The sequence below is a fragment of the Paraburkholderia denitrificans genome (assembly GCF_042655705.1).
GTDB classification, from domain to species: Bacteria; Pseudomonadota; Gammaproteobacteria; order Burkholderiales; family Burkholderiaceae; genus Paraburkholderia; species Paraburkholderia denitrificans.
This window is the reverse complement of sequence record NZ_JBHSMP010000025.1, coordinates 18692-42370: the sequence shown is the minus strand read 5'-3', so window position 1 is coordinate 42370 and position 23679 is coordinate 18692. Positions and strand designations below refer to the sequence as shown.

Sequence of the window (23679 nt, the reverse complement as noted above, 5' to 3'; positions counted from 1 at the left end):
TGGCTCGTTTTTTCGTCAAGGCATAAAGCGCCGCGCCGTCGGCAACCCGGTTAGACGAGGATCCGCTGGCGGGCCGGAGAAGGCTGCGCAAGGAGTGCGGAAAGCTTTTTCAAAGCCGTGCTGAGCTGTGATCGGTCCGCACTGCCGCCAAGGGAGATACGGACCGCATTGGGCGGATTCGTGCCACGGTGGAAGGCCGTCGATGGCGCGACGACGAGACCTGCTTCTCTCGCCGCCGCTGCGAGATCGTTCGGGGTCCAGTAGCTGGGGAGTAATTGCCAGACGTGAATACCACGGCAAGGGGAAGGGCGCGCTCTTCCGGTCAGCAACAGTGCAGCGAGGTCCTGACGTGCCTCCGCCTCCGCCTTGACGCCCGCGAGCACTTGCGCGGCCGAGCCATCGTGCACCCACTGCGTGACGAGCGCGCTTGTCAACGACGTCGACATTAGCGAAAACGAGCGCAGTACGGTAAGAAAACCATCCGCATCCCGCGAGTCGGGCAGCACAAGGAACGCCGTGCGCAAACCGGGTGTCAGGCATTTCGACATTGTCGACAGGTAATACACCAGATTGGGCATCAGCGATGCAAACGGAGGCGGTGGATCATCTGCAAAGAGCCAGTATGGGTCGTCCTCGATAATCCTCAAGTTGCAGCGCGCGGCACCCGCCAGAAGCTCGTGCCGTCGAGCCTCCGGTATCGTCGCTGCGGTGGGGTTCTGGAGCGTCGGATTCAGGTAGACAAGCCTTGCGTCATGCTGGCGGCAAGCCGCTTCCAGTGCGTCAGGACGCATGCCGTGCGCGTCCGCCGCGACAACTTCGACGCGGCGCCCCAGTTGTTCGGCGGCGAGCGGTAGACCCGGATAGACAAGTGGTTCGGTCAGGATCGCGTCACCTGGCTGGGTCAACGCGAGGATCAGTGCGGCCAGTGCTGCTTGCGTACCGGGACAGGAGACGACGCGCGCACTGTCGACACAGCCAAGCATCGGCTCCAGCCACTTCGCGCCGGCCTCGCGGTCGGCCTCGCTTCCGCCGCCGAGATGATAGGTCATCAGCAGATCGGTGTCGCTGCGCATCATGACCTGTGAAATGCCGTTTCGCAGAAGACTTTTCAGATCCACGCCAGCAGGTGGTGGCGGAATGTTCATGCTCAAGTCGATTCGTTGCGCAAACTCGGCCTTCGGCATCGCGATGAAGGTGCCCAGCGCGCCGCGGGCTTCGATCAAATGGCGTCGTCGCGCTTCATTGAAGCTTCGGGTGATGGTGGTGAGGTCGACGCCGAACTGCGTAGCGAGTTGCCGCTGGGGTGGCAAGCGGTCCCCCGAATTCAGCATGCCGGTGGTAATCGCGCGCTCCAGAAAACCGACGATTTGCAGATAGCGTGGACCATCGGCGTCCAGGAATGGTGACGCCCAGGAAGGAGGGGAGTCGACGGGCACTTTATGGAAATTACGCATCGTTTTTGATTGCACAGGCGGTGGCTCACTTTAGCACGCGTAGTTAAGAGAAATGAATGCATACATATGGCGCTATTTCGAGCCGGACTACGATGCGGCGAGATGACGCGCAAAAATGGGGGCGTCGACGGCCTTGTATGGGCGATGTCTTACCTTAGCATTTGCACTTAATAAATGCGGGTACTTACATATGGCGCAATGCGTGCGGGTCATTCCGGCCGCGGGCTTGCAAAAAACCACGGCTGCTTCCGGGTCGCACATCGGCTAATAGGCAAGATCCTCAAATCATCGATGCGATCATCGGTGTTTAGTAGTCCGATTGCAAACCGACCGGCCATATGTAGCGTCTTTCATTCAAATCAAGAGGAAGCCATCAAAACAAAGCTTCAAACACCTAAGGGGTCGTCAAGCGGGATATTTTTTGCGCTGCAGCCGGAGTTTATGAATTGACTCCCCAGTGCGGCGAGTTGCCTCGTAAGCGCGAGATATTTTTCCGATGCCGGGAGAAAACTGACGGTTGCGTGGCGTTGAAATGATTTGGTGAGCGAGAGTGTCATGACGAATGCAAAAGTAAAAACTGAAGAAACCGTAGTCCCGGGCCGTCGCCGCTTCCTGGCGTCGTCCGCTGTGGCGGGTCTCGCAGGTGCGAGCCTGTCGCTGGGCCTGGCTGGTTGCAACAAGAGCAGCGAAGCGGCTTCCCCGGCATCAGGTGCCGCGAGTGCGGCAAGCGGTGCGGATCCGCAGGCGAGCATCAACTGGGAGAAGTACGAGGTGCATCCCGGCAAGCTCGACACGTACTACGGCATTTCGAGCGGTGGCCACTCCGGCGACGTGCGCATTCACGGCATTCCGTCCGGCCGTGAAATCCGCCGTATCCCGGTGTTCAACGTCGACTGCATGTCCGGCTGGGGTATCACGAACGAATCGCGCGCGATCATCGGCACGAAGCCGAATGGCCAGCTGAACTACACCAATGGCGATAGCCACCACGTCCACGGCTCGTACACGGACGGCGTCTATGACGGCAAGTACATCTTCGTCAACGACAAGCTCAATGCTCGTATTGCGCGCGTGCGGCTCGACACGATGGAGTGCGACAAGATCACGCAACTGCCAAACGTGCAGGGGTACCACGGCAATTTCCCGGACAAGCGTGACCCGATCGACGAGAAGATCAACTACACGACCCGCGTGTTCTGCGGCATGGAATTCCATATTCCGCAGCCGAACGACGGCCGCGATGTGAACGATCCGTCGAAATACTTCTGCCTGTTCACCTGCGTTGACACGCAGACGATGGAGACGCGCTGGCAGATCAAGATCGACGGCAACATCGACCTCGTCGCGACCTCGTACGACGGCAAGATCGCATGCTCGAACCAGTACAACACCGAGAACGGCGTCCACTACGAAGAAATGATGGCCGCCGAGCGCGATTCTTGCGTGTTCTTCAACGTTGCGCGTATCGAAGAAGCCGTGAAGGCTGGCAAGTTCATCCACATCGGCGATTCGAAGGTGCCGGTTGTCGACGGCACGAAGGCCGGCAACACCGACCCGAAGACGGCGCTCGTCCTGTACGTCCCGGTTCCGAAGAACCCGCACGGCGTGAACATTTCGCCGGACGGCAAGTACTACGCGTGCTCGGGCAAGCTGTCGCCGACCGCCACCCTGATCCAGCACGATCTGGTGCTGAAGTGGTTCGAGGGTGGTCTGAAAGACCCGCGCGACACGGTCGTCGCCGAGCCGGAGATCGGTCTTGGGCCGCTCCACACGGCCTTCGACGGCAAGGGCTTTGTCTACACGACGCTCTTCCTTGACAGCCAGATCGTCAAATGGGATCTCGAAGCTGCGAAGAAGGCGTACCAGGGCGACAAGAACGCGAAGGTCGTGATCGACCGTATCGACGTTCACTATCAGCCGGGACACGGCTTCACGTCGATGGGCGAGACGAATCAGCCGGACGGCCAGTACTTCCTCTCGGATAACAAGTTCTCGAAGGACCGTTACCTGCCCGTCGGCCCGCTGCACCCGGACAGCTCGCAGCTGATCGACATCACTGGCGAGAAGATGCTGCTCGTCGCCGATCACCCTGCCTATCCGGAGCCGCACGATTCGATCATCGTTCGCCGCGACATCATCAAGACCCGGCAGATCTACAACCTGGACGACTTCCCGCTCGCGACGAAGAGCGTGAAGGACAACCGCATCGAGCGTAACGGCAAGAAGGTCACGATCCATCTGACCTCGCAGGCGCCGGCGTACGGTCTGCGCGAATGGACGGTGAAGAAGGGCGACGAAGTCACGATCATTCTCACGAACCTGGATAAGGTCGAAGATCTGACGCACGGCTTCGGGATCCCTTTCTACAACATCTCCTTCGTCGTGCATCCGCAGCAGACCCAGTCCGTCACGTTCATCGCTGACAAGCCGGGTGTGTACTGGTGTTACTGCCTGAACTTCTGCCACGCGCTGCACCTGGAAATGCGTTCCCGGATGATTGTCGAAAAGTAACGCGTCAACGTGCATATCGTGCAAAGCAGGCGTTCTACGCGATCGGCGCCGAACCGTGGCGTAACGTTCGCCCGCCGATCGAACGGTTGCCCGTGCAACCGTTGCTGGGCTGGACGCCTTCGTTTGCGCCTCTACCCCGAGGGCGCGCAAACGGACGCACCTTGAAGATTCTTGATAAGGGAGGACCATGAAGACCCGTAACCTGATGCTTGTTGGACTTGGATTCGCACTGACCCTCGGCCTCTCGGCCTGCGGCAAGAGTGACGATGCTTCGCAATCGGCCAGCGCTGCTTCGGCGGCAGTGGCGCCTGTCGCGTCGGTCGCGGTCGAGGCGTCCGCAGCGCCCGCAGCGGCAGCCGCCAGCGACGCAGCACCCGCTGCGGCTGTGGCGACTGCCGCAGCCGGTGGCGACAACTCGGCGGTTGGCGAGAAGACGTTCAAGGGCACCTGCTTTATGTGCCACCAGACCGGCGCTGCCGGCGCACCGCTCTTCGGCAACAAGGCAGACTGGGCGCCGCGTATCGCGAAGGGCAAGGACACGCTGTACAAGCACGCGCTGGAAGGCTTCACCGGCAACAACGGCACGATGCCCGCGCACGGCGGCAACCCGAGCCTGAAGGACGATGAAGTCAAGGCAGCCGTCGACTACATGGTTGCGAAGGCACAGTAAAACCGGCCACAACACCGCGCTTCTGATCGGCTGGCGTACGACCGGAATGGGAGGGACGTGATGCAGTTGCGGGTCTCTGAAGAATCGGGCAGGCGCAAACGTCGGGTTATTCGATGAAAGGAGCCGTTCGCTATCAGGGCGCAGCGTTCAGGGAAAGCCCGGCGCAATGCGGTTCGCTTTTTCACATGCCCGAGTGGTCCCGAACGTCAATCTGCTGCGGTGAACTTCTCATCGCCTGCTTCTAGACGCCATCCCGGCAAGGGCGGATCATAAATACCTATGAGTATTGACTTCCGTGGTTCTTTCGCCGGAATGCTGCGGGATGACTGGGTGAGTGCCTGAATGGCCACCCAGGCCCGCAGTGGTTGAAATTCTCACTCGTCCGTAGCGGCCTGTCCGTAAAACGGCAAGCCTTCGGCCCCGACACGCAAGCGTCGGGGCCGTTTTTTCATGGCTGTAGCAAGAACGCCAGAGCCGTGACCTCTAATCTGCTGCGGTGAATTTCTCATCGCCTGCTTCTAGACGCCATCTCCGCAAGGGCGGACCATACCGGGGGTGCTCGCTGAAAACCCGGGCGGCCGTCAATCGTCCGTTATCCATCAACGCACCTCGATTTGCAACATGCTTGAGCCCCGCTTCAAGCAGCGGGCTGGAGCACAAAGAAACGCGTGCGGACGTACGAAAATAGTCTACTCGCTCGACTTCTGCCAAGGTCAGCCAAGGTGATACGTATTTATCGTTATCCGGTTTATTAGTTTGCTTTTTTATAAAAAGGAGAGGCTTCGTGGCTGCCAGTTTTACCAAGTCCACGGCGCGCAACATCTTTTACGGTGGCTCGCTGTTTTTCGTGCTCGTGTTTCTGGCTATGACGTTCCAGACCGAGCGCACCATTTCCAAATACGACAACTCAGCCAACCTGACACCGGCGGCGATTCGAGGCAAGAAGCTGTGGGAGGTCAACAATTGCGGCGGCTGCCATACGCTGCTGGGTGAAGGGGCCTACTTCGCGCCCGAGCTGGGCAACGTCTATACGCGCCGTGGTCCTGCGTTCATCAAGATGTGGATCATGTCCCGCCCCACTAATGAACAGTGGCTCAAGGCGCGCGCCGCCAGCCCTGTTCACACCCATCGCCGCCAGATGCCCAATTTCAATCTGAATGAACAGCAGGTTGACGATCTGGTGGAATTCCTCAAGTACACCAACGGCATCAATAGCGGCAACTGGCCGCCGAACAAGGAAGGTTGATTCCCGCACTCTGCTGCCGGCGAGTCGAAAATGTATTTCCGGAGAATTTCATGACTTCTGTTGCGCCTCTGAGCGATGGGCAATTGTCCGCTTCCGCGGCAACCCATCTGCCTCCCAAGCCCGCCCGCCTGCGATACGCCTCGCAGGCGGTGGCCAAGCCGTATTTCATCGTCGCGATCACGCTCTTTGTGGGGCAGATCGTTTTTGGTCTCATCATCGGCACGCAGTACGTAATCGGGGATTTCCTGTTCCCCTATATTCCGTTCAACGTCGCCCGCATGACTCACACCAACCTGCTGATCGTGTGGCTGCTGTTCGGCTTCATGGGTGCGGGTTACTACCTGATTCCCGAAGAATGCGAGCATGAGTTGCACAGCCCCAGGCTGGCGCGGGCCATGTTCTGGGTCTTCCTTGTCGCTGGTGTGCTCACCATTCTCGGCTACCTGCTGGTGCCTTATGCGGAGTTGGCGCACCTTACGGGCAACGACTTTCTGGCAACGATGGGACGTGGCTACATCGAACAGCCGCTGCCCGCGAAGGTTGGCATCGTCGTCGTGGCGCTGGCCTTCCTCTTCAATCTGTCCATGACGATGCTGAAGGGCCGCAAGACGACCATCAGCCTCGTGATGATGATCGGCCTGTGGGGTCTCGCGATTTTCTTCCTGTTCTCGTTCTACAACCCGGACAGCCTCGCGCGCGAGAAGTTCTACTGGTGGTGGGTCGTCCACCTCTGGGTGGAAGGCGTGTGGGAACTCATCATGGGCGCGATGCTGGCGTTCGTGCTGGTGAAAGTGACCGGCGTGGACCGTGAAGTGATCGAGAAGTGGCTGTACGTGATCGTGGCGATGACCCTGATCGCCGGTCTGGTCGGCATGGGCCACCACTATTTCTGGACGGGACAGCCGCCGTTCTGGCGCCTGTGGGGTTCCATCTTCTCGGCGCTTGAACCGATCCCGTTCTTCATGATGACGCTGTTTGCGTTCAACGTGGTGAACAAGCGCCGCCGCGAGCACACCAATCGCGCCGCCGTGTTGTGGGCGCTGGGCTGCTCGGTCATGGCGTTCCTGGGCGCCGGCGTATGGGGCTTCATCCACACGTTGTCGGTGGTGAACTACTACACGCACGGCACGCAGATTACCGCCAGCCACGGGCACATGTCCTTCTTCGGCGCCTATGCCATGGTCGTGCTGACGATGATCTCCTATACGATGCCGATCATGCGCGGACGCGAGGCCAACAGCGCACGATCGCAGGCAGTGGAAATGTGGGGCTTCTGGCTCATGACCATCGGGATGGTGCTGATCACGCTGGCCCTGACCGGAGCAGGCATCCTGCAGGTCTGGCTGCAACGCTACAGCCCCGATCCGCTGCCGTTCATGGTCGTGGTCGACCGGATCTCGTTCTTCTTCTGGATGCGTCTGGCTTCGGGGGTAATGTTCTTCATCGGGCTGCTGACCTATATTTCGAGCTTCTTCGTGGATAACCGGGGAGCTGGACGGTTGCAGTCCCGCTGAACAGATGCGCTGATTCCGTGAGGAAAGGTGCCGGAGCCTGCGCAAGCCGGTTCCGGCGTTCGGTGCCTATCGATGCACTTCCTTTCCTGATTTTTCCTCTTCAAGGAATCCCTTCACGCTGCCGTGTTACCCGGGTTGGGGGGAGAAAGTCTTTCGGATTTTCCGATCGTCAACCCGGGCGGAAGCGCTAGCCTGATCCGTCAAACCATGAGTTCCGCCGAGCGTTTTACTGCATCTTCCGATGCCGTTGCATCCGCATCCATCTCCGCCCAGGATGCGCCTCCCGTGACGGTATCCGCCATTCCCGAAGCTACTCCGCATGACCGGTACTTGCCAGGCGATGTGGCCATGTGGTTCTTCATCGTGGCGGAACTGCTGGTATTCGCCTGCTTTTTCATTGCTTATGGCTGGCATCGGGCGAATGAGCCATCTGTGTTCACGCGCGGACAGGCGCAGTTGCACATCGGGCTGGGCGCGTTCAATACCGTCGTGCTGATCCTGGGCGGGCTGTGCGCCGCCACGGCTGCGCAGCAGGCGCGTGCGGCGATTGCCGTGGCCGGCAACGGCACGCAAGCCACGGCGCGGGCACTCCGTCTGGCGCGGCGCGGCTTGCTGGCGGCATGTGCCTTCGGGCTGGTGTTCGTCGTGTGCAAGCTCACGGACTTCAGCCTGCTCCTCAAGGCGGGGCACGATGTGGACAGCGACGACTTCTGGATGTTCTATTTCTCGCTGACCTTCTTCCACTTTATGCACGTGCTGCTCGGCATGGTAATCCTGCTGTACGTGTACTGGCCATTGCGCAAGTCGGCGGGCCAGGACGGCGCGGGTTGTACGGTTGAACAGGCACATGCGGTCGAATCGGGTGCTTCCTACTGGCACATGGTGGACATGGTGTGGCTGGTGCTGTTCGCGCTGGTGTACATCGCACGCTAGGCATCGCATTCGATTTCAGGATTTGCATGATGGATACCCCGATTCAATCCCGCACTTTTCATACGCTGCTCAAGGTAACGGGCGTGCTGCTGCTGTTGACGGTGGCGATGGCGTGGCTGACGGCACACCCGGCAGTCGCCGGCCGCTGGCTGGGCGTGGTGGCGTTGGCGCTGGCGTGGGGCAAGTGTGTGATGGTTGCCGACCACTTCATGGAACTGCGCCATGCACCGATGCTGCCCCGGCTGGTGGTGCTGGGCTGGGCCACATTGGTGTGCGGCGGGCTGGCACTGAGCCTTCTGACATGACGTTCCGGGAAAATCGAGGAACCGCCCCTTTGCGATTTTTACCGTGGTCTGGTTCCAGAGGGCCATTTATTGCGGACCTTGAAGTTGCCCGGCTGCAAAAGATGACGATTCACCTGTACTGATTGGGCGTGAAAAACGAGCAGGAAAGCAAAGCATGAGAACCGAATACAGTTTCGCCTCTGGCGGAGGCATACAGGCCGGCGCCGATAGAAAAGTCCCGTACTACCAGCCTCAAGGGCAGGAGCGCGAGCTTTTCACGCAAGCCTGGCAGCAACAGCTGCCCGTGCTGATCAAAGGCCCCACCGGTTGCGGCAAGACCCGCTTTGTGGCGCATATGGCTGCGAAGCTGGGTGTGCCGCTCTTTACCGTGAGCTGCCACGACGACCTGACCGCCGCCGACCTGATCGGCCGCCACCTCATCACCGCGGGCAGCACGGTGTGGGTGGATGGGCCGCTGACGCAGGCCGTGCGCGCAGGCGGCATCTGCTATCTCGATGAGGTCGTCGAGGCCCGCAAGGACACGACTGTCGTGCTGCATCCGCTGACTGACGATCGCCGCATCCTGCCGATCGAGCGCACGGGTGAGGTGTTGCAGGCCCCGCCCGGATTCATGCTGGTTGTCTCGTACAACCCGGGCTACCAGCACGTGCTCAAAACCCTGAAGCCCAGCACGCGCCAGCGTTTTGCGGCGATGACGTTCGATTTTCCGCGCCCCGAGGTGGAAGCCCCCGTTGTGGTGAACGAAAGCGGCGTGGCCTCCGGGATGGCCGAGCGCCTGGTGGGGCTGGCCAACAGCATCCGTCGCCTGGCGGGCGTGGATCTGGACGAAGCGGTCAGCACGCGCCTGCTTGTCTACGCAGCCAAGCTTATTGCTGCCGGCATGGACCCGCGCGTGGCCTGCCGTTCTGCCGTCGTGGAGCCGCTATCGGACGAACCCGGGACGATCGCCGCGCTGATGGCGGTGGTGGATACGCAGTTCCCGGCGTGAGCCAGGCGCAATATCGCACGAAAGAAAGCACTTCATGGAAGATACCGTAGGCGGCTGGTGGGACGTGCTGATCCGCAAGGCGGCGTATCGCGGGCATCCGCGGGCTGCCGTGCAGCTGGCGGACATCGACAAGCTCGCGCCCGTGTTTTTCCGCGCGATGGGGGGGGCGGCGGGCCTGGGGCTGCGTAGTACGGTTGGCACGGAGCACGCAGGCCGACGCAGCCTGCTGGAGCGGATAGCGGGCACCAACACCACGCTGGAACTGACGTGGAGCGATGCCAGGTCACTCTACTTGCCGGAGAAGATCGACCTCTTCCCGGACAAGGAACGCAACAAACAACTCTATTTCTGGCTGCTGGCGTTGAGCGCCGAATACGCCGCGCTACTTGCCGATACGGAATTTGCCCAGGCCGACTGGCTCGAGCGCAACCGGATCGCCACCGTGCGCTGCCTGCGGGCGATGCCGGGGTTGGGGCAGATATACGCCCTGCTGGTGCGCGAGTACATTCCGCTGCGCGGTGCGCTATGGGATTTGTCGGCGCAGGAGCAGCAGATAGAAAAACACATCCGGCAAACGCTGCAGAACCCCGAAAACCCTGCCGCTGCGGAGATGACGGATGTGGTGGAAACGGCTGCGCAGGCCGGCTCATGCAGCAAGACACGCAGCAAGACACGCAAAAAGACCGTCGGCATCACGCCCGTTCATCTCTGGATGCACCCCACACCGCCCGCGCATGCAGGGCAGGCCGCATCCGACGAAAGTAGCGGGCGAGACGGCGAAAACGACCAGCACCAGTCCGAAGACACCCGCAAGCGTCGCCGCTACCGTGCGCAGAAGGCCGCGCCTGACGAGCGGCAAAACGGCCCGCTGATTGTCTTTCGCGCGGAATCCATCTTTACCTGGGATAACTATCTAAAGATCAATCGCAGCGACGAGGACGACGGCGACAACGACACTCGCCCGGCGGACGACATGGACACCCTGAGCGTGGCGCGTGACACCAAAAAGCGGGCGTCGCGGCTGCGTTTCGATCTGGATCTGCCGGGTGCGGAGGCAGACGGCACGCCCATCGGTCCCGGCATCCTCGTGCCGGAGTGGGATTTTCGCCAGCAGGTGCTCCTGCCGGACTACTGCGTGATCAAGCCCATGCTGCCGCACGATGCGCGACCCTGCGAGATTCCGCAACACCTGATCCGGGCCACGCACCGCTTGCGGCGACAATTCCAGGCGCTGATGCCCCAGCGCAGCCGCCGTTTTGGGCAGGTGGACGGGCAGGATCTGGATCTGGATCGCGTCGTGCGCTTCTTTACGGACGTAAAGGCGGGTCAGGCGGAATCGAATGGCGGCCTGTACGTCGATCGGCCCCGTAGCGAGCGCAGTCTGGCGTGCCTGTTGCTGGCGGATGTGTCGCTCTCCACCGAGGCGTGGGTGGGCCGGGGCGAGCAGGCCAGCAGCGTCATCAACGTGATCCGCGACAGCCTGATGTTGTTTGCCGAAGCACTGCAGGCATCGGGCGACAGCTTTGGTCTGTACGGCTTCTCATCGTTGCGGCGCAAGGAAGTGCGGTTCCTGCTGCTCAAGGACTTCAGCGAACCGTACGATGCAACCACACGGGGCCGCATTGCGGCGCTGCGCCCGGGCTTCTACACCCGCATCGGGGCGGCTATCCGCCACTCGACCCGTATCCTCAAGGAACAGCCCGCGCACAAGCGTCTGCTGCTGCTGGTGACGGACGGCAAGCCCAACGACCTGGACCACTACGAAGGCCGCTATGGTGTGGAAGACACCCGGCAGGCCGTGATCGAGGCGCGCCAGGCGGGGTTGGTGCCGTTTTGCGTCACCATCGACCGCGAGGCGGGCGACTACCTCCCACACCTCTTTGGCAGCCACAACTACGTGGTCGTCCATGACGCGACGCGCCTGCCGCATGTGTTGACCAGACTTTATGCGGCGCTGTCGCAGAACGGGTGATGCGGCAGGTTTCGGGGTAGAAGCGGGGCGCAGGGCCGCACGTGATGGTACGACCGTGCCGCCTCCGATGGTCGAAGCTTATCGGCACGCGAATGGTCAGACACCTGGCACGAACGGCAAGTCGATCATCAGTGCGACGGCGCCCACTAATGCCGGCTACGACGGAACATCGATACACGTTTCGATCACATCGATAATTGCACGCTTCACCGCGTTGTCGAGATGCACGTGGGCAAGTCCAATACCAGTATGGAGATTGTCCAGCTCGATGGGCCTCGCTGTGACGTTGGGCGGCAGCGCGATGGCTGCTTGCGCCGGGATCACGCCAATCCCCAGCCCTGCCGCGATAAGCGCCAGCATCGTCGTGAATTCCCCGAGTTCCCTTTCGACCTGCAGGGTCACGCCTTGCTGACTGAATGCAACGAGAATCTCGTCGTAAAAACCGGGCGCATATCGGCGCGCAAGCATGAAGACGGGCAGGTCACGCAGATTGTCGGGGTGTATGCGCTTCAAGCGTGAAAGCGCGTGACGCGCCGGCATGGCCACGACGAACGACTCCTGCATCACCGTGCGTGTTACAACGCCTGCAGCGTGCGCGGGGAGCCGTATCAGGCCGAAATCAAGCTTGTTGTCTTGAAGCGCCGCAATCTGATCGGGCGTGGGCATGTCTTTCAGTTCCAGCGTAATGCGTGGATAGCGCTTATGCATCGCGCAAATGAGCGCGGGCAGCAGTTTCGGTAGCACGGACGACACGAACGCAATCCGCAGCGTGCCTATTTCACCCTGAGCCGCGAGGCGTGCGGTCTGCTCCGCACGTTGTGCCTGATGAAGTGTCGCGAGTGCTTCGGGCAGGAATAGCGCACCTGTCTCCGAAAGCGCAACCTTGTGACGGTCACGCTCAAACAGACGAACCTGAAGTTCTTCTTCAAGCGATTTGATCTGCCCGCTGAGCGCGGGTTGCACGATGCACAGTCGCTCCGCCGCACGGCCGAAATGCAACTCTTCCGCCAGCGCAACGAATGCACGCAGATGTTTCAGTTCCATCGTCCCCTCCAATCGTCCGCCGGGATCGCGTGCCCCGAATCGCCGACAGTGTCGCACGGTTATCACGTTTCATGATAACGGTGTCACGAAAGACTATTGGCGCTCTTCCTGCCGTTGCGGTGAACTACACGTCATGGAGGAACAGCGCGAACGCCATGATGTTGCGCGCGACATAAGTCATGACGAATGGACTACTCGAGCTCTTCAATCTGGCCGGTAGGCGCGCATTGATCACCGGATCGGGCCGCGGCATCGGGCTCGCGCTCGCGCGCGGCCTGGCCCGGGCGGGTGCGGCCGTCGCCATCAATGCTCGCGATCGTAACAGTGCCGGAACAGCGCTAAGCGCTTTGCGCGAAGAAGGGCTGGATGCAACGGCGGTTCTTTTCGACGTGACGAGGGCCGACGATGTCGCGGCCGCGATCGATGCGTTTGAGGCACAAACGGGCCCCATCGACATTCTCGTGAACAATGCGGGCATCCAGCGTCGCGCACCGCTTGAGTCGTTTTCGACACACGACTGGGGCGAAATCATGAGCGTGAATCTCGACGGCGTATTCCATGTCTCGCAGGCTGTCGCGCGTCACATGCTGCGGCGCGGGCGCGGCAAGATCATCAACGTCTGTTCGGTGCAAAGCGAACTCGCAAGGCCGTCTATTGCGCCCTATGCCGCCGCCAAGGGCGCCGTGCGCATGCTGACCAAAGGAATGTGCGCCGACTGGGCGCGCCACGGCATTCAGGTCAACGCCATCGCGCCGGGTTATTTCGCGACCGACCTGAATCGCACGCTCGTCGACGATCCCGAGTTCTCGGCGTGGCTCTGCAAGCGGACCCCGGCCGGACGCTGGGGTGATGTCGATGAACTGTGCGGCGCCGCCGTCTTTCTCGCATCCAATGCATCGAGTTTCGTGAACGGGCAGACACTCTTTGTCGACGGCGGCCTCACCAGCGTGGTCTGACGAACGTGACGAAGCGAAATCGGCGGAAGAGAAAGACGAGAAAGACGAAAGTCATCGACGAACAACAAGGAAAGGAGACGCCACCCATGCATTTCACGATGAACGCCGCACGAAAAAACGTGGTCGTGTTCCGCAAGATTCCCGACGATCTGCTCGAACGCATCGCGACACGACACGATGTAGTTGTCGCCGACCCTAGACGTGCCGACGAGTTTCCGCGCTTTCGCGATGCGTTGCGTACGGCAAGCGGCCTCATCGGTTCGAGCTTCAGGCTCGGCGCTGCCGAACTCGGCGAAGCCCACGACTTGCGGGTCATTTCGAGTATTTCGGTAGGCGTCGACAACTACGATCTGCCCTTTCTCAAGCAACGGGGCATCACACTGTGCCATACACCCGGCGTGCTGACGGAAACGACGGCCGACACGATATTCGCACTCGTCATGGCGGCGTCGCGGCGGCTTGTCGAGCTTTCGAATCATGTACGCGAAGGCCGTTGGACGCGCAACATCGGGGACGATCTGTTCGGATGGGATGTCCACGGCAAGACGCTCGGTGTATTGGGTTTTGGCCGGATCGGCCAGGCCGTGGCCCGGCGCGCCGCGCTTGGATTCGACATGCCCGTGATTTTTCACGATCCGTTCGACGTGGCCGTGCCCGAAACCCTTGCCGGACACGTGCAGCGTGCGTCGTTCGACGACCTGCTGGCTCGCGCCGATATCGTGGCGCTGACACTGCCGCTTTCCGGCGAGACACGCGGTCTCATGGACGCCCAGGCCTTTGCGAAGATGAAGTCTGGCGCGATCTTCGTCAACGGTTCGCGTGGCCCGATCGTGCGCGAGGACGCGCTCCTCGCTGCGCTCGACAGCGCTCACTTGCGTGCGGCCGCGCTCGACGTGTTCGCCGTCGAACCGTTGCCGCCCGATTCACCGCTTCGCAACCATCCAAAGGTCACGGCGCTGCCTCACATCGGCTCGGCCACACACGAGACGCGCCGGGCGATGGCGGAACTCGCGACTGAAAACCTGCTGCGCGTGCTCGATGGCGCGGCGCCTGTTGCGGCATTCGACCTGTCGAAAATCTGACTGAAGAATCATCATGCCTCATTCGATTCCCACACTGTGCGGCTCGCTCGCGGGCCAGCCGTTTACGTTCAACGTGAAGGTGCATAACGCAGCCTATCGCGCGCTTGGCGTCGACTATACGTTCGTGAGCTTTGGCGTGGACGATGCCGCGCTCGCCGTTCAGGCGATACGCACGCTCGGCATACGCGGTATGAATGTGACGATGCCGCACAAGCAGGCGGTCATCGCTCACCTCGACGCGCTCGATGAGACCGCGCGCGAAATCGGCGCAGTCAATACGATCGACAACCGCGACGGCTATCTCACGGGCTACAACACGGACTGCGCGGGCGCCGTGCGCGCGCTCGAAGAGGTGACACCGCTTGCGGGGCAACGTATCGCGCTGCTCGGCGCGGGCGGCGCTGCGCGCGCGATCGCATGGGGCGCGAAACGAGCGGGGGCCACGGTGACGGTATTTAACCGGACGGCGTCCCGCGGCGAGGCGCTCGCCAGCGACTTCGGCATTGCATTCGGCGGCGGTCTTCCAGACTTCGAACCGGGTGATTTCGACGGCGTAGTCAACGCGACGGCCGCAGGCTTTCGCGCGCCCGACATCAATCCATTAGCGGTGCGGCAGCTTCAATCCCATCTGTTCGTGATGGACGCGACGTTCCTGCCGGTGCGCACAAAACTGATTCGCGATGCGTCTGCCATCGGATGCCGCGTCGTCGACGGAACGCGCATGTTGCTGCATCAGTTCTGCGGACAGATTGAGTTGTACACCGGCAAGCCGGCGCCGCTCGACGCCATGAGCGCCGCCCTGCTCGACGAGATAGCGCGAGTCGAGGCACACGAAGCGTCAAGCGCGCGAGAAGCGAAGCAGAAAGAGGGGAGACAACCAGAACTTCACGGCAGATGAGGGCTGGGCAACACCGTAGACGACGATCCGCACGGGCTACATCGCGCGGTTTCGGCCTGGAGATCTGAAGGAGACAAAATGAAGCATCAGCACACTATTGCGGTCGAATCGGCGGTCGAGTCGGTGGCCGAACCGGCCGTCAGCTCGCGCCTGGCGACGGCCAGGGAAAGCGCAAACCCGGGTGGCGTGACGACAGCCGATCTTTATCGGGCTGCGTGGGCTGCCTCGCTTGGCAGTGCGCTCGAGTACTACGACTTCGCACTGTACAACCTGGCGTCCGCATTGATATTCGGCCGGTTGTTCTTTCCGTCGAGCGATCCCGCGATTGGTTTGATCGCAAGCTTCGGCGCGTACTTTCTCGGCTTTGCGGTGCGGCCTGTCGGCGGGGTGATATTCGGCGCGCTCGGAGATCGTTACGGACGCAAATTCGTGCTGATGGCAACGATTCTGCTGATGGGCATCGCCAGTACGATGATCGGCGTTCTGCCCACCTATGCGAGCGCAGGCATCTGGGCGCCGATCCTGCTCATCGGCTGCCGTCTGTTGCAGGGGCTCGGCGCCGGCGCGGAGCAAGCGGGCGCAGCCGTACTGATGGCGGAATACGCACCTGCAAAGCGTCGCGGCTACTTCGCCGCACTGCCGTTCATGGGCGTGCTGCTCGGAACCGTGATGGCGGCGGCGATCTACTTCGCGTTGGTGCGCGTCGAAGACCTTTCGCAATCCTGGCTGTGGCGCATTCCGTTTCTGTTGAGCGCGGTCATCATTGCGATTGCAGTCTGGATCCGCTTGCGGCTCAAGGAATCGCCGTCGTTTTCGAAGCTCGAAGCCCGGAACCAGGTCAAGGACAGCCCGCTCACGCATCTGATGCGACACTCGAAGCCGATGGTGCTGAAGGTGATCGGGCTGCGCATGGCTGAAAATGGCGGCTCGTCGATTTACCAGTCGCTTGCGATCAGCTATATCGCCACCGCAACCGGCCTGCACGGACAGATCGGTGCCGTGGCGCTGCTGCTGGCCGGTTTGTCGGGCGCGATCATCATTCCGTTGGCGGGCATCCTGAGCGACCGCTTCGGGCGTGTGCCCGTCTATCGCGCCTTTGCGCTCTACCAACTCCTTCTCGCGTTTCCGACCTGGTGGGTGCTGAGCCTCGGCAATGCAACTGCGAGCATCACGATGCTGTGTGTCACGCTCGCCGGTGTCTGGGGCATGTTCGCAACGCAGGGCGCGTTGCTTCCCGAACTCTTCGGTGCACAGCATCGCTATGCGGGCGTGGCCGTTGGGCGCGAATTGTCGGCCGTCGTCGCGGGCGGCGTGGCGCCGCTCATCGGCGCGTCGATCATCGCGTGGGCAACCAACCATTGGGGTGGAAAGGACGGGACGATTCTTTCGTGGATTCCGCTTGCAGCGTACGTCGCGATTCTGAGCCTGATCGGCGTGGTCACGACTTTCTACTTGCCGGAAACGCGGGGACGCGATCTCGACGATCTCCACGACGCTGCCCCCCGCCCATGAGTGACAGATACGCTGGCCGCCAGGCCAGTGTTCAACAGCCAACCCTATAGCGCCGCCGCCCGAGCTTCGCGCCGCGGAGGCCTTCCCCGTCGATTCCGCAATTTTTCCCTCCAGATCGGGAGGTCAGGTCGGTGTGGTCAACAATAGCAGTCCTATTGTTTATGCTCGTGGCCTCATCGGCGTCTGCCAACTTGAGATGTACCCGGGTTCGTGGCGAAACGATTGAATTAAAAAATGGTGCAAACCGGCTGGCGACGAAAAAACAAATAAATTAAAAAATATGGAGATTGAACGATGAAAAAGATACTCGCACTTGCAACGTTTGGCATGGCGGTTCCGTATGCATACGCGCAAGGCAGCGTGACGCTGTACGGCGTCCTCGACGAAGGTGTCATGTATTTGAGCAACAGCGGCGGGGCGACGGGGGGAAAGAAAATCTCTCTTGATTCGACCAATGGAATTAACGGCAGCCGCTGGGGATTCAAAGGCTCCGAGGACCTGGGGGATGGGCTTCAGGCCATCTTCACACTGGAGGGCGGAATCAATCTCAACAACGGCCAGTCAGCACAAGGAGGAACGTTCCTCGGGCGGCAAGCCTTTGTCGGGTTGAGCAGCAGCAAGCTAGGAAGCGTGACACTTGGACGGCAGTACGATTCGATCGCGTATTTCCTGCAGCCCCTGACGTCGCAAGGTCCGCAGGCCGGTTCGGCGGCATTTTTGCATCCGGGCGATCTCGACAATACGGGCAACTCTCTGCGGGTAAATAACTCAGTGAGCTTCATGAGCCGGAACTACGGCGGATTCACGTTCGGCGGCGAATACAGCGTTGGCGGCGTGGCAGGCAACACAACCGCAAACAGTGGTTATTCGGCTGGCGTGGCCTATTCGACCGGCGCATTCAGTTTTGGCGCCGCCTATGCATACTTCAAGAATCCGACTTCGGCGACGGCCGGTTCGGGCTTCTTCACGGACAACGCGAACGGTAGCTCGCAACTGGCTTACTCGCTCAACAAGGGATACGTGAGCGCCACGGCTTATCAGGTCATCGGTGCCGGCGCAGGTTACACGATCGGCTCTCTTTCACTCGCGACCTCGTACACGAACATCCAGTATGGAAATCTGGGCGCGGGTTTTTCAGGCGCGACGGCCCGGTTTAACAACGTGGACGTCACGGCGAAATATATGGTCACACCGGCGTTAGCAGTGATGGCCGCCTACGATTACCTGAACGGGACCGGCGTGACGAAAACCAACGGGGAAACGGTTGGCAACCAGCACTACAACCAGGTGAGCGTCATGGGCGACTACTTTCTCTCGAAACGTACGGACGTGTATCTGGAAGGCGCGTGGCAGCGTGCTTCCGGAGCCTCGTCGACAGGTGCGACTGCGGTTGCGAATATAGGAAATCTTGGCGATTCAACCAACAATCACCAGTTCGTTGTTCGTGCAGCCTTGCGCCACCGGTTTTAAGAAGAACAGGAAAGAAGACGATGGCGGAAGTAGCGATAGTGGCAAGTGCGTTTGGCGCCGGAGCGATCCGGCGTGACGGACATGCAGCGTGGATCGGTGCGGCGAAAGAGGCAGGCGCCTGCGCATTCGAGGTGCGGCGCGAACTGATGCACGACGCCGATGCGCAGCCCGAGGCGCTGCGCGCGCTCGGCGTAGCGCTGGTACGCGAGGGCCTGTGGCCCGTCTGGTCGACGCCGGACACGCTGTACGGCGAAGACGGCGCACTCGACGAAGCTGCGTTGCGCTCCGCCGTTGCCTGCGGCCACGCGCTCGGCGCGCGTTTCGTCAAGCTGCAACTGGGTGGCTTTGCCGGGGACGCGCAGGCCGCACGGCTCGCGGCCGTGCTCAAAGAACCGAGCGAGGCGGGCGCGCAGGTCGGCGAGATGCCACAGATGCCGCGCGTGGTCGTCGAAAACGGCCAGATCGAGCAGGGTGGCAAGCTCGTGCAATTCACCGGCCTCTTTCGCGCATTGCGCGACGCTGGATTCGACAGGCTGATCGGTATGACCTTCGACATCGGCAACTGGCACTGGACCGGCGAACCGCCGCTGATGGCCGCCGTCGCGCTCGCGCCGTACGTCGAATACATCCACTGCAAGGCAGTGGATGGCGCGGGTGCTCGCCGATTCGCCTGCGCGCCCGCTGCCGACGATGCGCTGTGCCGCGCCGCATTCGCGCGCCTGCCGCCGGACGTGCCGCGCGGCATCGAATTTCCGTTCGACGCCGCGTGCGTGACCGAGGATGCCGTGCGCTACGTGGCGTGGCTCGGCACTGCTTGACTGCGTGACTTCCGTGACATGACGGTCGCACCGGTCGTTGCTACCGAGCGCTATCTGTTAGCGCATGCGCCGGAGCAGCACGGCGGGAAACGCCCGCGCCCGCGCCACTCAAATACGATTTTTCAGGAATGCATCCCATGACGCACTCACTTGATGTCATCACCTACGGCGAGGCCATGGCGATGTTCGTGGCCCTCGACACCGGACCGCTCGCCGACGTCGCGCATTTCACGAAACGCGCCGCTGGAGCGGAACTCAACGTGGCGACGGGCCTCGCCCGCCTCGGCTTCAAGGTGGGCTGGATAAGCCGTGTGGGCGCCGATTCGTTCGGCCAGTTCGTGCGCGGCGTGCTCGCGCAAGAGGGCATCGATGCGCACGGCGTGCAAACCGATGTGCGCTATCCCACGGGCTTCCAGCTCAAGTCGAAGAACGATGACGGCAGGGACCCCACCGTCGAATACTTTCGCTGCGGCTCGGCGGCGAGCCATCTTTCGGTCGACGACTTCAACCGCGACTACGTGCTCGGCGCACGGCACCTGCATCTGAGCGGTGTGGGGCCCGCGATCTCGGCAAGCTCGCGCGAACTCGCCTTCATGCTCGCCCGCGAAATGCGCGAGGCGGGGCGCACGATCTCCTTCGATCCGAATCTGCGCCCGAAGCTGTGGGACTCCGAAGCCGAGATGGTCGAAACGCTCAATGAGCTTGCACGCTTCGCCGACTGGGTACTGCCCGGCGTGAACGAGGGCCGCATTCTCACGGGTTCCGATGACCCCGCAACGATTGCGTCCTTCTATCTCGGGCGCGGCGCGCGTGGCGTGATCGTCAAGCTCGGCGCGGAGGGCGCGTACTTCGCGACGAAAGAAGGCGAGCGCGGCCACGTGAAGGCATATCCGGTGGAGAACGTCGTCGATACGGTCGGCGCCGGTGACGGCTTCGCGGTGGGCGTGGTGAGCGCGCTGCTCGAAGGACGCACGCTGTGTGACGCCGTGGCGCGCGGCAACCGCATCGGCGCGCTCGCCGTGCAGGTGATCGGCGATTCTGAAGGGCTGCCCACGCGCACGCAGCTCGACGCTCACGATGTTCACGATGCCGCGAGAGATGCCGCCGCATAAGCGGAGAACGGGGAGGCGCTCGCCGAGCCTCCCGGCATCACAACCGTCCGGAAGATGAAGCAGAGCGCGATTCTCGTCAGTCAGCGGCCCGGGGCCGTCGTCGCCCAACTCGCGCCGGGCGGTGGCGCCGGCGCGCGCGCGGGAACGTTCTTGCGTACTGCCGCGACCTGTTGTGCCGTGACAGGGGCACTCTTGTTGCCCCAGCTATTGCGCACGAAGGTCGAAACGTCCGCGACCTCCTGGTCGGACAGGCGCCAGCCGAACGGCGGCATCGTGAACGTGGAAGGCGCCGTGTGCGTGCCGGCAAGCGCGCTGCCGTCGAGCACCACGTGAATCAGCGAGGTCGGATCGGCACTCTGGACGACGGCGTTACCGCCGAGCGCCGGGAACACGCGCGTATAACCGCCTCCGTCGCTGCGGTGGCAGGCCATGCAGTTGTCGCGATAGACGGCGGCGCCGGTCGCTCCGGCGTTGCCGTTGCGTAGATCAGTTGCGATTTTCGCGTCGTAGACGTAGGGCGTTTCGCCCTGTGCTTTCGGCGGCAGCGTTTTCAGATAGCGTGCAATCGCGTCGAGGTCGCTGTCGCTCATGTGCTGCGTGCTGTGCGCGACCACGTCGGTCATCCCGCCGAACGCGGCTGTACGCGCATTGCGGCCGGTTCTCAGGAACTGCACGATGTCCTCGGTCTTCCATGTGCCGAGACCGGTGCGCGTCTCGCCGCGCAGGCTCGTCGGCACCCAGCCGTCGATTGGCGCGCCGCCTGCCAGGTAGTCGAGGCCGTCCGCATCGCTCAAGGCCCGCTCCTGCATCGTCGCCGCTCGCGGCGTGTGGCACGCGCCGCAGTGGCCAAGGCCCTGCACGAGGTACGCGCCGCGTGCGAGCTGAGGGTCCGGATACGACGCGTTCGAGAACGGCTTCGGCGCGGGTGCGAATATCCAGCGCCACAACGACAGCGGCCAGCGCATCTGCAGCGGCCAGACGGCGTCGACTGCGCGGTTCTTCTGCTGCACCGGCGCGACGCCGTGCATGAAGTATGCGTAGAGCGCTTTTACGTCGTCGTCAGTCAGGTTGGCATACGACGGGTACGGCATCGCGGGATAGAGCGTGTCGCCATTCTTGCGTACGCCCGCCCGCACTGCGCGGCCGAACTCGTCGAGCGTCCACGCGCCGATGCCGGTGTCGGCGTCGGGCGTGACGTTCGTCGAGTAGATCGCGCCAATCGGCGTGCCAAACTTTAGCCCGCCCGCGAACGGCTTGCCGTCCTTCGCTGTGTGACAGGCGATGCAGTCGCCCGCACGCGCGAGGTACTCGCCACGCTGAACGAGCGCCGCGTCAACCGGCGCGGTTGCGGCGACTGCCGTGCTGGCGCCGCAGGCTGCCGTCAGTGCAGGCAGGATCAGTTTGCAGAGGATCTTGTTCATGCGCTCACCAGCGGGCCCGGATTTTTCAGGTACTGCGCGCGGATGGCCTTCGCCGACCAGTAGGCGAGCGCCGCGACCATGCCGGTCGGGTTGTAGCCCGTGCCCTGCGGAAACGCGGACGCGCCCATCACGAAGACGTTGTGCACGTCCCAGCTTTGCAGATAGCGGTTCAGCGCGCTCGTCTTCGGGTCGAGGCCCATGATCGCGCCACCGACCAGGTGCGTCGTCTGATAGACGCGGGAATCGAAATGCGCTCCGGACTGGCGTGTCGATACGCTGATCGCTTTCGGACCCATCGCCTCGGCGATCTTCTTCATCTGTGCGGTGACGTACTGCGCCATCCGGATGTCGTTATCCTTCCAGTCGAACGTCATGCGCAGCAGCGGCTGGCCGTATGCGTCGCGGTAAGTCGGGTCGAGATCGAGGTAGACGTCGCGGTACGCCATGTTCGATGCATGGGCATCCATCGAGATCGTATGCGCGTACGCTTCCTTGACTGCCTTCTTCCACGCACTGCCCCACGCGGGTGTGCCTGGCGGTGTAGCGATGCCGCTCACCGGCTTGACACCCGACTGGTTGACCCAGAGCGGAGAGCCGCCGACGAAGCCGAGTGGGCCGTGGTCGAAGTTGTCCGAATTGAAATCGTCCACCGCGACTCCGTTGCCGCCTGCGCCGACGAACGGGTTCGTCCAGGTGTTCGCGTCGAAGAACGCCTTGATGGTGGACAGGTTCTGATACGCGAAATTGCGTCCGACGACACCTTCCCCCGATACCGGGTCATACGGTTTGCCGATGCCCGAGAGCAGTAGCAGGCGCACGTTTTGATACTGGAATGCGGCGACGATCACGAGGTCCGCTGGCTGGAACACGTCGTGCCCGGCTGGATCGACGTAGGTGACGCCGGTCGCACGCTTTTTCGTGTCGTCGAGTTCGATGCGCATCACGTGGCATTTCGAGCGCAGTTCGAAGTGGGGTTCCTGCTTCAGCGCGGGCAGGATGTTCAGGTTCGGCGACGCCTTCGAATACATGTAGCACGCGTATCCGCTGCAGTAACCGCAGAAGTTGCACGGCCCCATCTGCATCCCGTAAGGGTTCGTGTACGGTCCGGACGTGTTCGCGGACGGCATCCGGTACGGGTGCAGGCCGAGCGACTTCGCCGCATCGTGAAAGCGCTGCGCCGAGTACGTGTTCAGTTGGGCCGGGAGCGGGAAGTGACTGCTGCGGTTCGCCTCGAACACGTTGCCGTCGCCGACGATCTTTCCGCCGACACGATACGCCTGGCCCGAGGTGCCGAACACTTTCTCCGCGAAGTCGAAATGCGGTTCCAGTTCCTCGTAACTCACGCCGTGGTCCTGGATCGTCATGCCCGCGGGAATGAACTTCTTGCCGTAACGTTCCTCGTAGTGGCTGCGTAGCCGCAGTTCTTCGGGCATGATCCGGAAGTGCACGCCGGACCAGTGCAGCCCGGCGCCGCCCGTACCTTCTCCGGGCAGGAACGCGGCCAGCTGGCGGTATGGCAGCGCGGTGTCGTTGATGCCGTGGCGGATCGATACCGTCGTTTTCGAGAGGTCGAGAAAGAGCTTCTTGCGGATGTTGTACGTGAGTTCGTCGATCGTGTTGGGATACGCGCCGTCCGGATAGGTGTCGCGGTATTCGCCGCGCTCCAGCGCCACGACCTTCAACCCGGCCTCGGTGAGTTCCTTTGCGAGAATCGCACCGGTCCATCCGAACCCGACGATCACGGCATCGACATGCGGTTTCTTTTCCATGATG

General features: G+C 62.0%; 19 protein-coding genes. 15 read left to right on the top strand and 4 right to left on the bottom strand.

What is annotated here, in order from left to right:
• Positions 1-50: 50 nt before the first annotated feature.
• A complete protein-coding gene (locus ACFPTO_RS18930; protein ID WP_377713661.1) occupies positions 51-1454 on the bottom strand; it encodes an aminotransferase-like domain-containing protein in 1404 nt (467 codons plus the stop codon).
• Positions 1455-2009: 555 nt separating this feature from the next.
• Here ACFPTO_RS18930 and nosZ point away from each other — a divergent pair.
• The 8 genes from nosZ (at position 2010) to ACFPTO_RS18890 (ending at position 11593) form a co-directional block, all read left to right on the top strand.
• Positions 2010-3965 carry a TAT-dependent nitrous-oxide reductase gene (nosZ, locus tag ACFPTO_RS18925; protein ID WP_377713659.1) on the top strand — a complete coding sequence of 652 codons (1956 nt, stop codon included), beginning with the start codon at positions 2010-2012 and terminating at the stop codon, positions 3963-3965.
• Between the two features lie 187 nt (positions 3966-4152).
• On the top strand, positions 4153-4635 hold the full coding sequence (locus ACFPTO_RS18920) for a c-type cytochrome (RefSeq protein ID WP_377713657.1): 483 nt from the start codon (positions 4153-4155) through the stop codon (positions 4633-4635).
• Between the two features lie 784 nt (positions 4636-5419).
• Positions 5420-5881: a c-type cytochrome gene (locus tag ACFPTO_RS18915; protein WP_377713655.1), complete on the top strand. Its 462-nt coding sequence runs from the start codon at positions 5420-5422 to the stop codon at positions 5879-5881.
• Positions 5878-7395 (top strand): cbb3-type cytochrome c oxidase subunit I, encoded by a 1518-nt coding sequence (locus tag ACFPTO_RS18910; protein WP_377713653.1) that lies wholly within the window; start codon positions 5878-5880, stop codon positions 7393-7395. The genes ACFPTO_RS18915 and ACFPTO_RS18910 overlap by 4 nt, the downstream gene beginning before the upstream one ends.
• A gap of 207 nt (positions 7396-7602) precedes the next feature.
• Complete coding sequence (locus ACFPTO_RS18905; protein WP_377713651.1) at positions 7603-8328, top strand: cytochrome c oxidase subunit 3; 726 nt, start codon at positions 7603-7605, stop codon at positions 8326-8328.
• Between the two features lie 29 nt (positions 8329-8357).
• The gene (locus ACFPTO_RS18900; RefSeq protein WP_377713649.1) at positions 8358-8633 is read left to right on the top strand and encodes a cytochrome C oxidase subunit IV family protein; all 276 of its coding nucleotides are present in this window, start codon (positions 8358-8360) and stop codon (positions 8631-8633) included.
• 154 nt (positions 8634-8787) lie between these two features.
• Entirely contained in the window at positions 8788-9621 is an 834-nt protein-coding gene (locus ACFPTO_RS18895) for a CbbQ/NirQ/NorQ/GpvN family protein (protein WP_377713647.1), read from the top strand.
• 34 nt (positions 9622-9655) lie between these two features.
• Entirely contained in the window at positions 9656-11593 is a 1938-nt protein-coding gene (locus ACFPTO_RS18890; RefSeq protein WP_377713645.1) for a nitric oxide reductase activation protein NorD, read from the top strand.
• Between the two features lie 156 nt (positions 11594-11749).
• Here the strand turns inward: ACFPTO_RS18890 and ACFPTO_RS18885 are convergent, their stop codons facing one another.
• Complete coding sequence (locus tag ACFPTO_RS18885) at positions 11750-12637, bottom strand: LysR family transcriptional regulator (RefSeq protein WP_377713643.1); 888 nt, start codon at positions 12635-12637, stop codon at positions 11750-11752.
• A 179-nt stretch (positions 12638-12816) separates the two neighbouring features.
• On the opposite strand from ACFPTO_RS18885, the gene ACFPTO_RS18880 reads away from it, so the two are divergent.
• The 7 genes from ACFPTO_RS18880 to ACFPTO_RS18850 all read left to right on the top strand — a co-directional run bounded on the left by ACFPTO_RS18880 (position 12817) and on the right by ACFPTO_RS18850 (position 20485).
• Positions 12817-13593 carry a glucose 1-dehydrogenase gene (locus tag ACFPTO_RS18880; protein ID WP_377713641.1) on the top strand — a complete coding sequence of 259 codons (777 nt, stop codon included), beginning with the start codon at positions 12817-12819 and terminating at the stop codon, positions 13591-13593.
• Positions 13594-13679: 86 nt separating this feature from the next.
• Positions 13680-14675 carry a 2-hydroxyacid dehydrogenase gene (locus ACFPTO_RS18875; protein ID WP_377713639.1) on the top strand — a complete coding sequence of 332 codons (996 nt, stop codon included), beginning with the start codon at positions 13680-13682 and terminating at the stop codon, positions 14673-14675.
• Between the two features lie 13 nt (positions 14676-14688).
• A complete protein-coding gene (locus ACFPTO_RS18870; protein WP_377713637.1) occupies positions 14689-15573 on the top strand; it encodes a shikimate dehydrogenase family protein in 885 nt (294 codons plus the stop codon).
• Positions 15574-15651: 78 nt separating this feature from the next.
• Positions 15652-17085, top strand: coding sequence for an MFS transporter (locus tag ACFPTO_RS18865; protein WP_377713635.1), 1434 nt, complete (start codon positions 15652-15654; stop codon positions 17083-17085).
• 294 nt (positions 17086-17379) lie between these two features.
• Positions 17380-18555: a porin gene (locus ACFPTO_RS18860; RefSeq protein ID WP_377713634.1), complete on the top strand. Its 1176-nt coding sequence runs from the start codon at positions 17380-17382 to the stop codon at positions 18553-18555.
• 20 nt (positions 18556-18575) lie between these two features.
• The gene (locus ACFPTO_RS18855) at positions 18576-19373 is read left to right on the top strand and encodes a sugar phosphate isomerase/epimerase family protein (protein ID WP_377713632.1); all 798 of its coding nucleotides are present in this window, start codon (positions 18576-18578) and stop codon (positions 19371-19373) included.
• Between the two features lie 137 nt (positions 19374-19510).
• Positions 19511-20485: a sugar kinase gene (locus ACFPTO_RS18850; RefSeq protein WP_377713630.1), complete on the top strand. Its 975-nt coding sequence runs from the start codon at positions 19511-19513 to the stop codon at positions 20483-20485.
• Between the two features lie 80 nt (positions 20486-20565).
• On the opposite strand, the gene ACFPTO_RS18845 is transcribed toward ACFPTO_RS18850, so the two are convergent.
• Entirely contained in the window at positions 20566-21906 is a 1341-nt protein-coding gene (locus ACFPTO_RS18845) for a c-type cytochrome (RefSeq protein WP_377713628.1), read from the bottom strand.
• Positions 21903-23675 (bottom strand): GMC family oxidoreductase, encoded by a 1773-nt coding sequence (locus ACFPTO_RS18840; RefSeq protein ID WP_377713626.1) that lies wholly within the window; start codon positions 23673-23675, stop codon positions 21903-21905. The genes ACFPTO_RS18845 and ACFPTO_RS18840 overlap by 4 nt, the downstream gene beginning before the upstream one ends.
• Positions 23676-23679 lie beyond the last annotated feature (4 nt).

Excerpts from the sequence above, each read along its gene's own strand:
- ACFPTO_RS18900 (WP_377713649.1), top strand. The coding sequence starts at position 8,358 with ATGGATACCCCGATTCAATCCCGCACTTTTCATACGCTGCTCAAGGTA.
- ACFPTO_RS18870 (WP_377713637.1), top strand. The coding sequence starts at position 14,689 with ATGCCTCATTCGATTCCCACACTGTGCGGCTCGCTCGCGGGCCAGCCG.
- ACFPTO_RS18930 (WP_377713661.1), bottom strand. The coding sequence starts at position 1,454 with ATGCGTAATTTCCATAAAGTGCCCGTCGACTCCCCTCCTTCCTGGGCG.
- ACFPTO_RS18890 (WP_377713645.1), top strand. The coding sequence starts at position 9,656 with ATGGAAGATACCGTAGGCGGCTGGTGGGACGTGCTGATCCGCAAGGCG.
- nosZ (WP_377713659.1), top strand. The coding sequence starts at position 2,010 with ATGACGAATGCAAAAGTAAAAACTGAAGAAACCGTAGTCCCGGGCCGT.
- ACFPTO_RS18875 (WP_377713639.1), top strand. The coding sequence starts at position 13,680 with ATGCATTTCACGATGAACGCCGCACGAAAAAACGTGGTCGTGTTCCGC.
- ACFPTO_RS18855 (WP_377713632.1), top strand. The coding sequence starts at position 18,576 with ATGGCGGAAGTAGCGATAGTGGCAAGTGCGTTTGGCGCCGGAGCGATC.
- ACFPTO_RS18845 (WP_377713628.1), bottom strand. The coding sequence starts at position 21,906 with ATGAACAAGATCCTCTGCAAACTGATCCTGCCTGCACTGACGGCAGCC.
- ACFPTO_RS18850 (WP_377713630.1), top strand. The coding sequence starts at position 19,511 with ATGACGCACTCACTTGATGTCATCACCTACGGCGAGGCCATGGCGATG.
- ACFPTO_RS18905 (WP_377713651.1), top strand. The coding sequence starts at position 7,603 with ATGAGTTCCGCCGAGCGTTTTACTGCATCTTCCGATGCCGTTGCATCC.
- ACFPTO_RS18865 (WP_377713635.1), top strand. The coding sequence starts at position 15,652 with ATGAAGCATCAGCACACTATTGCGGTCGAATCGGCGGTCGAGTCGGTG.
- ACFPTO_RS18895 (WP_377713647.1), top strand. The coding sequence starts at position 8,788 with ATGAGAACCGAATACAGTTTCGCCTCTGGCGGAGGCATACAGGCCGGC.
- ACFPTO_RS18920 (WP_377713657.1), top strand. The coding sequence starts at position 4,153 with ATGAAGACCCGTAACCTGATGCTTGTTGGACTTGGATTCGCACTGACC.
- ACFPTO_RS18880 (WP_377713641.1), top strand. The coding sequence starts at position 12,817 with ATGACGAATGGACTACTCGAGCTCTTCAATCTGGCCGGTAGGCGCGCA.
- ACFPTO_RS18860 (WP_377713634.1), top strand. The coding sequence starts at position 17,380 with ATGAAAAAGATACTCGCACTTGCAACGTTTGGCATGGCGGTTCCGTAT.
- ACFPTO_RS18885 (WP_377713643.1), bottom strand. The coding sequence starts at position 12,637 with ATGGAACTGAAACATCTGCGTGCATTCGTTGCGCTGGCGGAAGAGTTG.
- ACFPTO_RS18840 (WP_377713626.1), bottom strand. The coding sequence starts at position 23,675 with ATGGAAAAGAAACCGCATGTCGATGCCGTGATCGTCGGGTTCGGATGG.